The organism is Sphingobium agri, from assembly GCF_023051225.1.
Taxonomy (GTDB): Bacteria; Pseudomonadota; Alphaproteobacteria; order Sphingomonadales; family Sphingomonadaceae; genus Sphingobium; species Sphingobium agri.
Genome location: NZ_JALKHS010000006.1, coordinates 1096115 through 1107614, shown reverse-complemented (window position 1 = coordinate 1107614; position 11500 = coordinate 1096115). Strand labels below are relative to the sequence as shown.

General features: G+C 60.8%; 7 protein-coding genes. 4 read left to right on the top strand and 3 right to left on the bottom strand.

The genetic code is table 11. The features are described 5' to 3' along the window. Positions 1 to 48 precede the first annotated feature (48 nt). Positions 49 to 1977 (top strand): potassium transporter Kup, encoded by a 1929-nt coding sequence (locus MU848_RS08730; RefSeq protein WP_247231211.1) that lies wholly within the window; start codon positions 49 to 51, stop codon positions 1975 to 1977. Between the two features lie 60 nt (positions 1978 to 2037). Here MU848_RS08730 and MU848_RS08725 read toward each other — a convergent pair whose 3' ends face one another. Next, positions 2038 to 2502 (bottom strand): Hsp20 family protein, encoded by a 465-nt coding sequence (locus MU848_RS08725; protein WP_097091489.1) that lies wholly within the window; start codon positions 2500 to 2502, stop codon positions 2038 to 2040. Between the two features lie 461 nt (positions 2503 to 2963). Between MU848_RS08725 and MU848_RS08720 the strand changes: the two genes are divergently transcribed. Together MU848_RS08720 and MU848_RS08715 are read left to right on the top strand one after the other, a co-directional pair. Next, positions 2964 to 4214: a lipoprotein-releasing ABC transporter permease subunit gene (locus tag MU848_RS08720; RefSeq protein WP_097091490.1), complete on the top strand. Its 1251-nt coding sequence runs from the start codon at positions 2964 to 2966 to the stop codon at positions 4212 to 4214. Next, positions 4207 to 4896 carry an ABC transporter ATP-binding protein gene (locus MU848_RS08715; RefSeq protein WP_247231210.1) on the top strand — a complete coding sequence of 230 codons (690 nt, stop codon included), beginning with the start codon at positions 4207 to 4209 and terminating at the stop codon, positions 4894 to 4896. The genes MU848_RS08720 and MU848_RS08715 overlap by 8 nt, the downstream gene beginning before the upstream one ends. Here MU848_RS08715 and MU848_RS08710 read toward each other — a convergent pair. Then, on the bottom strand, positions 4882 to 6690 hold the full coding sequence (locus MU848_RS08710) for a diguanylate cyclase (RefSeq protein ID WP_247231209.1): 1809 nt from the start codon (positions 6688 to 6690) through the stop codon (positions 4882 to 4884). The genes MU848_RS08715 and MU848_RS08710 overlap by 15 nt on opposite strands. A 180-nt stretch (positions 6691 to 6870) precedes the next feature. Here MU848_RS08710 and dnaE point away from each other — a divergent pair, with 180 nt between their 5' ends. Next, positions 6871 to 10413 carry a DNA polymerase III subunit alpha gene (gene dnaE / locus MU848_RS08705; protein ID WP_247231208.1) on the top strand — a complete coding sequence of 1181 codons (3543 nt, stop codon included), beginning with the start codon at positions 6871 to 6873 and terminating at the stop codon, positions 10411 to 10413. Here the strand turns inward: dnaE and MU848_RS08700 are convergent, their stop codons facing one another. After that, complete coding sequence (locus MU848_RS08700; protein WP_247231207.1) at positions 10414 to 11481, bottom strand: PA0069 family radical SAM protein; 1068 nt, start codon at positions 11479 to 11481, stop codon at positions 10414 to 10416. It abuts the gene before it with no gap. Between the last annotated feature and the right edge of the window lie 19 nt (positions 11482 to 11500).

Here is an 11500-nt window from a genome sequence, read left to right as displayed (position 1 = left end):
CGCCTAGGCTTGAGTGTCGTATGAATATGACCATCTGGCGTTTCCTTCATGGCTGATCACATGGCGAACGGCGTCGACCCCTCCGGCGACGAATCGGCCGAAGAACATGGGCACGCGCGTCAGAAGGCCACGCTGAAACTCGTCGTGGGTGCGGTCGGTATCGTGTTCGGCGACATCGGCACCAGCCCGCTGTATGCGTTCCGCGAAACGTTCGCTGGCCATCATCATCTGGCTCTCGATCCCGATCACATCCTGGGTGTCATCAGCCTGATGTTCTGGTCGATGATGCTGGTCGTAACGCTCAAATATGTCACGATCATCATGCGCGCTGACAATAAGGGCGAAGGGGGGAGTCTTGCGCTTCTTGCATTAATCAACGGGCAGACCAAAACGCAGCGTTGGTCTCGCGGAATCGTATTGCTGGGCGTCTTTGCAACCTCGCTTTTTTATGGCGATTCGATGATCACCCCGGCCGTATCGGTGCTGTCGGCCGTCGAAGGGCTGGCAGTTTACAACTCCCAGCTCGCGCCAGCGATCTTGCCGGCCGCTGTGGTCATATTGCTGGGGCTGTTCTGGATTCAGGGCTTGGGGACCAATCGGGTCGCTGCCTTTTTCGGTCCGATAATGCTCGTCTATTTCGTGACGATCGCGGCGCTGGGCGTCATCAGTATCATAAAGACGCCGGGCATTCTCTACGCCTTCAACCCCTATTGGGCGGTCATGTTTTTTCTGACCGATCCGCTACCGGCTTTCCTTGCCCTTGGCGCGGTCGTTCTCGCGGTCACGGGCGCGGAAGCGCTATACGCGGATATGGGCCATTTCGGACGCAGCCCGATCCGCGTGTCGTGGCTCTTCTTCGTGCTCCCGGCCTTGATGATGAACTATATGGGGCAGGGGGCTCTGCTGTTCCGCGAAGGTGCGGCGGCTCTGCACAGCCCCTTCTATCATCTTGCTCCTCAATGGGCACAGCTGCCACTGGTCGGTCTTGCAACCCTGGCTGCCATCATCGCGAGCCAAGCGGTTATTTCCGGCGCGTTTTCGGTCACCCAACAGGCGATCCAGCTCGGCTTCATGCCGCGCCTGCGGATTGCGCATACCAGCGCCTCGACTGCCGGGCAGATCTATATCCCCATGATCAATTGGGGGCTGATGGTGATGGTGATCCTGCTTGTGCTGGTTTTCCAGACATCGTCCAATCTCACCGCTGCTTATGGTATCGCAGTCACCGGCGCGATGTTCATCGACAATCTGCTGCTGACCGTGCTGCTTTACCGGTTGTGGAAGTGGCGTTGGTATTATTCGGCACCACTGCTGGCAGTGTTCTTCATCGTTGATGGGGCGTATCTCGCAGCGAACTTCACCAAGGTGCCGGATGGTGGCTGGTTCCCGCTGCTGATCGGATTCGTGGTGTTCACGCTGCTAACGACCTGGTCGCGGGGCCGTCGGCTGGTGCAGGATCGGCTGCGCGAGGGCGCCATGCCTATCCCGGTGTTCGTGGCGTCGGCAGCAAATAGCGCCGTTCGCGTGCCGGGAACAGCGGTCTTCATGACATCGACGTCGAACGGAGTTCCGCATGCGCTTCTGCACAATTTGAAGCACAACAAGGTTTTGCATGAACGAGTCATCTTATTAACCGTGAAAATCAGGGATGTGCCGGTCGTGGAAGAGGATGGCCGGTGCAAGTTGGAGGACCTTGGGAAAGGCTTCTTCCGGCTCGTGTTGGAATATGGGTTCATGCAGGAGCCGGATGTTCCGGCGGCGCTCAAGAATGTTACGGGATGCGGGCAGGCATTTCGGATGATCGAAACCAGCTTCTTCCTCGCGCGGCAGACATTGTTGCCGTCCGCCAAGCCCGGAATGCCGCTTTGGCGAGAGAAGATTTTTGCCTGGATGCTGCGCAACGCTGAAAGCGCGATGGAATTTTTCCGCTTGCCGACCAACCGCGTCGTCGAATTGGGCAGCCAAGTAGAAATATAGACGCAGAAAAGGGCGCGGCCATCAGGCCGCGCCCCATGAACATTCCTAAACGGAAGCGGATCAGGCCGCGTCGCGATCCTTGTTGATATCGACGAGCTGACCGCCGTTGATGGAAATTTTCTTCGGCTTCATCGCTTCGGGGATTTCGCGAACGAGTTCGATCGTCAGCAGGCCGTCCGCAAGATCGGCCTTTTCCACCCGCACGAAGTCGGCAAGCTCGAAGCGCCTTTCAAAGCTGCGATTGGCGATACCGACATGCAGGAACTTGGAACGATCCGAACTCGCGCCATCGTCCTTGCGTCCCACAACCTGCAGCAGGTTCTGCTGCGCGGTGATGTCGATTTCATCCGTCCGGAAACCGGCGACGGCGAGCGTCACGCGGTAACGGTCCTCGGAAAGCCGTTCGATGTTGAAAGGTGGGTAGTTGTCGCCCTGCTGCAACCGCGCGTTGTTTTCGATCAGGTCGAAGAGACGATCGAAACCGACGGTGGAGCGGCGATAAGGGGTAAGGTCAAAACCACGCATGTCATAATCTCCATCAGAGCAAAATGAACATACCGGACCCTCAAAATGGCATCCGGCGATACGATGCGCGACCCCATTTGGCGGACGCGCGAGGTTGATATGGTTGAAGGAAAACCGGTTTCAAGAGGCCTGCCATGGGCGGAATCAAAAGTGCCCGGACCGCGTTTCCACGATCCGGGCACTAATGGACGATTGCTCGTCTCCCCCTTGGCCTGCCTCGACCACTTCTCAGCCCCCTAAGCTTGAAGTGGGAAGCAGTATCCCTGAACCACGGCCATTAACCTGTGCTTCGTTGACTTTGCTATGGCCCGCGGAGGCCGCTGTCACGGGCTATTTCCTTGGCCGAAGATTTTCCCTTCACCCCTGTGGCTGACGTGCAACAATCCGTTGCGCTTGCCGTTAGTGGAGACCCTGCTAGACGGGCACTAATCGACATCACATAAAGGGCCGTTCGCGCCACCATGATCTTATCACGCTACGAACGCATGATCGCCAAGCGCTATCTGCTGCCTGGCAAGGGAGAGGGATTCATCTTCCTGGTCGCGGGCATCAGCCTGGCCGCCGTGATGCTTGGCGTCGCCGCGCTCATCATCGTGATGAGCGTGATGAACGGCTTCCGGGCAGAGTTGTTCGACAAGATCGTCGGGTTGAACGGCCATGCCGTGGTTCAAGGCTATGGCGGGCGATTGCCGGACTGGCGTTCGATCCTGAATGAAGCGAAGGCGACGCCGGGTGTCACCAGCGCCACACCGCTGATCGAGCAGCCACTGCTCGGCAGCTTCCAGGGGCGGGTCGAAGCCGTTCTTGTCCGTGGCATGACCGTCAACGACATCCGGAACAATGCGACCCTGAAGGCAAAGGTGCTCGCGGGGAGCATGGACAATCTCACCGCCAATGCGGGTAAGGTCGGCATAGGATCAAGATTGGCCGAAAATCTTGGTTTGCAGCTGGGTGACAGCATCACGATCATCAATCCCGCAGGCCGCTCCACACCCTTTGGAACGGTGCCGCGCCAGATATCCTACCAAGTCGCTGCGATCTTCGAGGTCGGCGTTTACGACTATGACAAGGCCTTCGTGGTGATGCCGATGGAGGATGCCCAGACCCTGCTCCTCTTGGGCGATGTGGTCGGCATGATCGAGGTGGAGACGGTCGATGCCGATCGGGTCGGCACGATCCTGGAGCCGCTGGCCGGGAAGGTCGCAGGCCGCGCGGTCGTGACCGATTGGCGGCAGATGAACGCGTCCCTGTTCGAGGCACTGGCCGTCGAGCGGGTAGCGATGTTCGTGGTGCTTTCGATCATCGTGCTTGTCGCCGTCTTCAACATCCTTTCGTCATTGATCATGCTGGTCCGCGCAAAGACGCGCGACATTGCGATCCTGCGCACCATGGGGGCGAGCAGGGTGGGCCTGGTCAAGATCTTCATGACCGTGGGCGTGACGATCGGGTCGCTTGGGATGGCGGCCGGATTGGTGCTGGGCTTCACCTTCCTCTTCTTCCGCCAGAGCGTCGTGAATGCGATCCAGTTCATGACCGGGCAGAATCTGTGGGACCCTTCGATCCGCTTCCTGACCGAATTGCCGGCAAAACCCGATCCGATAGAGATCACGATCATCTGCCTCATGGCGCTGATCTTCAGTTTCCTTGCGACGCTCTATCCCGCGTTCAAGGCCGCCAATACCGATCCCGTGCAGGTGCTGCGCTATGAATGACATATTGAAGGTTGAGGGGCTGAAGCGCAGCTTTACCCAGGGGGGCGTGACGATCGAGGTTTTGCGCGGCGTCGACCTGACCGTGGGGCCGGGCGAGATTGTGGCGCTGCTCGGGCCGTCAGGCTCTGGCAAGTCGACGCTGTTGCAGGCTGTCGGCCTCTTGGAAGGCGGCTTCGACGGGTCGATCCGCATCGATGGCGAGGAAGCCGCGCGCCTTGATAATGACGGAAGGACGCGGCTGCGCAGGGACGCGCTGGGCTTCGTCTATCAGTTCCACCATCTGCTTCCGGATTTCAACGCGGCGGAAAATGTCATCCTGCCGCAGGTCATTCGTGGCCAGGAGAATGGTGTGGCACGCGCGCGCGCTGAATCATTGCTCACCTCCCTGGGTCTGGGTCATCGTATTGATCACCGTCCGAGCCAGCTTTCGGGCGGCGAGCAGCAGCGCGTCGCCGTCGCCCGCGCATTGGCGAACCGGCCCGCTCTGATCCTGGCAGACGAGCCCACCGGCAACCTGGATGAGCGCACCGCCGACATCGTGCTGGCAGAGTTTCTCCGATTGGTTCGGGAGGAAGGTTCAGCTGCTCTGGTGGCAACCCATAATGAACGGCTCGCGGAAAAGATGGACCGCGTCGTGCGTCTTCATGAAGGGCTGCTGGAAGAGGCTTCAGACCTGAACTGAGGCGTCGTCCCGGACAGTTGCCACCACGATCTGGTTTCTGCCTTGGGACTTCGCCCGGAGGAGGGCGGCATCCGCGGTTTGGACGAGCTGGTTCGGCCTTCCATGATCGGGATAAGCGGCAAGCCCGAAAGAGGCCGTGACCGGCCCAAGCTGCTGATGGCCATGCTGCACGCGCAGGTTCTGGATCTTGGCCTGTACCTGGCGTGCCCGGTCGATCGCCTGATCCAAGGAGAAGTGCGGCATCAGAAGTACGAATTCTTCACCGCCGAGGCGAAAGGCGTAGCCATCTTCGCGGAGGGATTCGTTCAGAACATTGCCGACTGCCCGCAGCACGGCGTCGCCCGCGTCATGGCCATGCGCATCGTTGAACCGCTTGAAATGATCGATGTCGATCATGAGGCAGGCGAGGGGAGACCGGTCCCGGCTGCTGACCGCCACGGCATCTTCAATGGCAGCGTCGAATTGCCGCCGGTTCGATAGGCCGGTCAGCGCGTCGACCATCGCCATTTCGCGCAGGGCGTCGCGAAGGCGGAGGTTCGCAAGGGCCAGTCCGATATTTTCGGCCAGCATCTCCAGATATTTCTCGCTCCGTTCGATCTGATCGGCCGAGACGTTGGCAGGTTCTTCGAAATACAGGAGGCCGATCGTTTCCCCCTGTGCTGCCAGCGGCATGCAGATGGTGGGAGCAGGGGTTTCCGAACCCAGATGCTCGCAGGGGATGTCGATGATGTTGCCGGACGGCCGGTGCGTTTGCCCGCGACGCAGCGCCCAACAGGCTGACGGGGAGAATTCCGCCTTGGACCATTGCGGAGACAACCAGTCGCAGGCCTGACGCATGGCGTTTCGGCGCGCATCATAGATGTACAGCCTGCCCGCGAAGCCCGGCGCGATTTCCGGGGCGAAACGCCGCACGACGCCAGTAAGATCGGCGCTGTTGTCGCAACCCTGAAGCCGCTGCGTCATGCGGGAAAGAAGGTCCTGCATGATGCGATCGGCGTCGCGTTCCTTTTCCAGCCGTTGGCGTTCAAGGCCATTTTCCCGGAAGATTCGGATAGCCTGAGCCATGTCGCCGATTTCATCCACATGGGAAATGTCCGGCGGAATGGCCGCGAAGTCCTGCGCGGCCAGGCGCGTGACGACGTCGCTCAGGCGCACGACCGGGTGCAGGATGCGCTGTTTGAGGATGAAATAGAGGACGCAGAGGAACAGGAGCGCGGTCGCCCCGAGCATGATTTCGGACATGCTGCGCCATTGGCGCGCCGTCGCGGTGGCGCGGGCGATGGCCGCTTCGGTCCGTTGGTCCAACATATATTGGAACTTGCCGATCTGAGCGGCGATCCGGTCAAGCTCCCGGCCATATTCGTCACCGAACAGGATGGTTCGCGCAGTGTCCTGATCGCCTGCCTGGGCCGCGCGAAGTGCAGCCTCCTGCTCATCGGTCAGGGCATCCGCCCAATGCAGCGCGTCGCGCAGCGCCCTGAGTTCGCTCTCTGTCGCGCCTGCGTCGCGCAAATGGCTGATCCGCTGTTCCACTGAACGCAGCGCGGCCTTCTCACGCTGATAGGCGACGAGGTGGGTGGGATCGCCGGTGATCGAAAAGGATCGCGCCTGTTCGGTCTGGCGATAGCTGTCCTCTAGCAGCGCCGAGGTCAGTTGATCGAAGCGCGCGCGTTGCGCGACTGCCTCACGCTCGTTTTTCTCAGCGCCCGACGCCATGAGCATCGTGGTTCCGGAGGCGAGGGTAAGCAATAGGGTGGCGCCATATGCCCAATTGGTGATCGTCGACAAACGCATGGGGCGCACACTATATCGGAGAGGTTGGAGAATGCTTAACCGGGTGGAAAGCAGTCTCAAAGAGCGAGATGCCGCCAAATTGGTGGTCGCGGGCCTTTCGAAGAGACTGGGGAATGCTTATCCACAGCATTTCTCAAGAAGGACTGGCGCCAAGGCGGCCAGGGACGCTATCAACGCAAAATGCCTCATGCCGGTTTTGTACCCCTTCGCATCTTTTCCTCTTACACCATGCTGGAAGGTGCAATCGAGCCGAAGAAGATCGCGAAGCAAGCGCGGACGCTGGGCTTTCCCGCAGCAGCGATCACCGACCGCAACGGCCTTTATGGATCGATGGCATTTTCGGATGGGTGCAAGAGCGAGGGCGTGCAGCCGATCATCGGGGCCATGGTGGGCATATTGCGGCCGGGGCGTCCCGCCAATGCCGCCGCAGTACATGATTGGCTGGCGCTTTATGCCCAGGATGAGGCGGGGTACGACAATCTCTGCGCCCTGGTATCGATGGCGCATCTCGATCGCCCGGTCGAGGAAGTCCCGCATGTTACTTTGGAAGCTTTGGCTGGCAGGACGGACGGGCTCATAGCGCTGACCGCAGGCGCGGAAGGGGCGATTGCCCGGCTTTTCGCGGAGGATCAGCCGGACGCCGCGCTTGCTTATGCCGATCGGCTTGCCGCGCTCTTTCCGGATCGGCTGTATGTCGAAATTTGCCGCAGGCAGGACCCCGTCGAAGACAGGGCGGAAGCTGATTTGCTCGATCTTGCCTATGCGCGTGACCTGCCGCTGATCGCGACCAATCCGACCTGTTTTGCTGAACCTCATTTCCATGAAGCGCATGACGTGATGCTTTGCATCGCCGATGGCGCCTATGTCGAAACGCCCGACCGGCGGACCAGTTCGCCCGATGCCTGGATGAAACCCGCGGCCGAGATGCAGCGCCTGTTCGAGGATTTGCCTGAAGCTTTGGCCAACACGCTGGTCGTGGCGCAGCGTTGCGCGGTCGCTGCGCCGAAGCGAAAGCCGATCCTGCCCAGCCTTGCCGGTGACATCGAGGGCGAGGCGCGGATGTTGCGGGAGCAGGCGGCCCAAGGGCTGGAACAGCGGCTCGCAAAGGCGGGGATCGAGGGTGACGAGGCGCGTCAGCCTTATTTCGACCGGCTGACATTCGAAACCGACATCATCATCCAGATGGGGTTTCCCGGCTACTTCCTGATCGTTGCCGACTTCATCAAATGGGCGAAGGAGCAGGATATTCCCGTGGGGCCGGGCCGTGGTTCGGGGGCGGGCTCGGTGGTTGCCTGGGCGCTCACGATCACAGATCTCGATCCGCTGCAGCTGGGGCTGCTGTTCGAGCGCTTCCTCAATCCAGAGCGTGTTTCGATGCCGGACTTCGACATCGATTTCTGCGAAACGCGGCGTAGCGAAGTGATCCGCTACGTCCAGCAGAAATATGGCGTCGATCATGTGGCGCAGATCATCACCTTCGGTAAGCTGAAGGCGCGGGCGGTGCTGAAGGATACCGGCCGCGTGTTGCAGATGAGCTATGGCCAGGTCGATCGGCTCGCCAAGCTGGTGCCCAATCATCCGACGGACCCCTGGACGCTGGAACGGTCTTTGAACGGCGTTGCAGAGTTCAGGGCCGAATATGACAATGACAATCAGGTCAAGCGGCTGATCGACTATGCGATGAAGCTGGAGGGCTTTCCCCGGCATAGTTCGACCCACGCTGCGGGCGTCGTGATCGGCGATCGGCCCTTGTCACAGCTTGTGCCGCTCTACCGCGATCCGCGTTCGGATATGCCGGTGACGCAGTTCGACATGAAATTTGTCGAAGGCGCGGGGTTGGTGAAGTTCGACTTTCTCGGCCTCAAGACCCTGTCCGTCTTGCAAAAGGCGGTGCAGCTGCTGGCGGGGCGCGGTGTCGAGGTCGATCTGAGCAGCCTTAGCTGGGATGATCCGGCGGTTTATGATTTGCTCCAGCGGGGCGATACCGTGGGCGTGTTCCAGCTGGAATCGGAAGGGATGCGCAAGACGCTGGCGGCCGTCCGGCCCACCAACTTCGGCGATATCATCGCGCTCGTGTCGCTCTACCGCCCCGGCCCGATGGACAATATCCCGATGTTCGGCCGCCGCAAGAACGGGCAGGAAGATATTGAATATCCGCATATTCTGCTGAAGCCGATCCTCGAAGAGACCTATGGCATCTTCGTCTATCAGGAGCAGGTCATGCAGGCCGCCCAGATACTGGCGGGCTATTCCCTGGGGGACGCCGACCTTCTTCGCCGGGCCATGGGCAAGAAGATCAAGGCGGAAATGGACGCGCAGCGGGCGCGGTTCGTGGAGGGATGCGCGAGGAGCGACATTCCGGCGGCCAAGGCCAATGAGCTGTTCGATTTGATCGACAAGTTCGCCGGCTATGGCTTCAACAAGTCACATGCTGCGGCCTATGCATTGCTGGCCTATCAGACGGCCTGGCTGAAGGCCCATTATCCGGCCGAATTCTACGCCGCATCGATGGCGTTCGATATCCATCTTACGGATAAGCTGACCATATTCGTTGATGACATGCGTCGCATGGGGCTCAGCTGCCTTGCGCCTGACATCAATCGCAGCCTCGCCGACTTCTCCGTAGAGCCGATCGAATATGAGGGGGAGGATCCCCGCCTCGGCTTTGCGGTGCGCTATGCCTTGGGCGGGCTGAAGGGCGTGGGCGAGAAGGCGATGGAGCAGCTTGTCGCCGAACGCGACGGCGGTGGGACATTCAAGTCTCTCGATGATTTTGCCGACCGTATCGAGCCGCGATTGTTGAACCGCCGCCAGTTGGAAAGCCTTGCGGCGTCAGGGGCGTTCGATGAAATTCACCCCGACCGGGCGGGCGTGCATGCAGCGGCCGACACGATCCTGAGCGTCGCCGCCAGTGCTGCCGAAGCGCGCGAGAGCGGGCAGGGCGGCCTGTTCGGCGATGTCGAAACGCCGCATGCGGACGTCCGCATTCCGCCGCATCAGACCTGGTCCACCGCAGACCGGATGGCGCAGGAAAAGGAAGCGTTCGGCTTCTACTTCTCGGCGCATCCCGTCGACCGATACCGGCATCTGGCTGATGCGCGCGGGGCGAGGAACTACGGAGCGATCTGTGCCGAGCAGGTGGCGGAAGGCGGGCGGGCCAACGCAGTCATGGCGGCCATGGTTGAGGAAGTCCGCTGGCGTGAGACGCGGCGGGGCGCACGCTATGCGGCGGCGACATTTTCCGACAGCAGCGGGCAGTTCCAGGCAAGCTGCTTCGATGAGGACGCGTGCAAGGCGATCGAGGCCATGGCCCGTGACGGAGACTGTGCGCTGCTGATGGTGGAACTGGATCGCATGCCCGGCGAAGAAACGCCGCGCGTGACGATCAGGGGCGTGGAGCAGTTCAATCAGCTTGCCAGCGCATCGCGGATGGAACTGGTCGTGGATGTGCAGGATAGCGCCGCTGTCAACGAACTCGCGCAATTGCTGTTGCGCAGCAGGGGCGGGCGAAGCGAAGTATTCCTGCGCGCCCCAGTGGCGGGCGGCAAGGCTGCCCGGATGTTCCTGGGCGATGATTATCTGATCGGGGCGGACCAGGTCGATGCCATCGCACTCATCCCTGGCCTTGCGATCCAGAGTTTCGAGCGCATGGAGCCGAAGGCCGATGGCTATCGGGCACGGACCCGGCGTTCGGGGTTCAGGCTGGTTGCGGCAACGGCCTGATCAGAAAAGTTGAAGCTGCGGACCTTCCGGTGGACGGAACAGGTCGGTCCTGAGCGTCAGTCGTTCGCCCGAGAAACCGGCGCGCCTTCGCGCCTTGATGAAGCGGGTGCGGATCAGGTCAGCCCAGATGCCCTGTCCGCGCATTCTGGTTCCGAAGTCAGGATCATTGTCGCGGCCTCCCCGGATGTCACGGATGATCCCCATGACCTTCGCGGCCCTGTCGGGATAATGTTCCTGTAGCCACGCCCGGAACAGGGGCGCGACTTCGAACGGCAGGCGCACGGGTATGAATGTGGCGTCCCGGGCGCCCGCCGCAGCGGTCGTTTCGACGATCGCCTCTATCTCATGATCGGTGATGGCAGGAATGATGGGAGAGACGCTGGCGACCACGGGAACGCCTGCTTGCGCCAACTGGCGAATGGCTTCCACCCGGCGAAGAGGGTGAGCCGCACGCGGTTCGAGAGTGCGCGCCACCTTGGGATCAAGCGTGGTGACGGAAATCATCACCGCCACCAGCCGATCACGGGCCATGTCTTGAAGAAGATCGAGGTCGCGAAGGACGCGGTCCGACTTGGTCGTGATGAAGATCGGGTGACGACATTCCGCCAATATCTCAACGCATTGCCGGGTGATCTTCCAGTCCCGTTCGATCGGTTGATAGGGATCGGTGTTCGTCCCCATGGCGATCGGCGAGACCCGGTAGGAAGGCTTGGACAGTTCGGCGCGCAGCAGGTCGGGAGCCTCCGCTTTGGCGAAGAGGCGTGTTTCGAAGTCCAGCCCCGGTGACAGGTCGTGATAGGCATGGGTCGGCCGTGCGAAGCAGTAGATGCATCCATGCTCGCAGCCTCGATAGGCGTTGATCGATTGGGTAAAAGAAAGGTCGGGCGATGTGTTGCGGCTGATGATCGTGCGGGGGTGTTCCACCGTGACTTGCGTCCGGCGGCGTGGTGCTGGTCCATCTATGACATCAACTGCGTCGAGCCAGTCGCCGTCAGCGACCTGTTCCGCCATGTTGAAGCGGTGACTGACGACGTTCAGCGTCGCGCCTCTACCCTTTTCAGCAACCATGCCTTATTGGAACATAAAG

Coding starts and splice junctions, on each gene's coding strand:
- MU848_RS08700 (WP_247231207.1), bottom strand. CDS start 11,481: ATGGTTGCTGAAAAGGGTAGAGGCGCGACGCTGAACGTCGTCAGTCAC.
- MU848_RS08720 (WP_097091490.1), top strand. CDS start 2,964: ATGATCTTATCACGCTACGAACGCATGATCGCCAAGCGCTATCTGCTG.
- MU848_RS08725 (WP_097091489.1), bottom strand. CDS start 2,502: ATGCGTGGTTTTGACCTTACCCCTTATCGCCGCTCCACCGTCGGTTTC.
- MU848_RS08710 (WP_247231209.1), bottom strand. CDS start 6,690: ATGCGTTTGTCGACGATCACCAATTGGGCATATGGCGCCACCCTATTG.
- MU848_RS08715 (WP_247231210.1), top strand. CDS start 4,207: ATGAATGACATATTGAAGGTTGAGGGGCTGAAGCGCAGCTTTACCCAG.
- MU848_RS08730 (WP_247231211.1), top strand. CDS start 49: ATGGCTGATCACATGGCGAACGGCGTCGACCCCTCCGGCGACGAATCG.
- dnaE (WP_247231208.1), top strand. CDS start 6,871: ATGCCTCATGCCGGTTTTGTACCCCTTCGCATCTTTTCCTCTTACACC.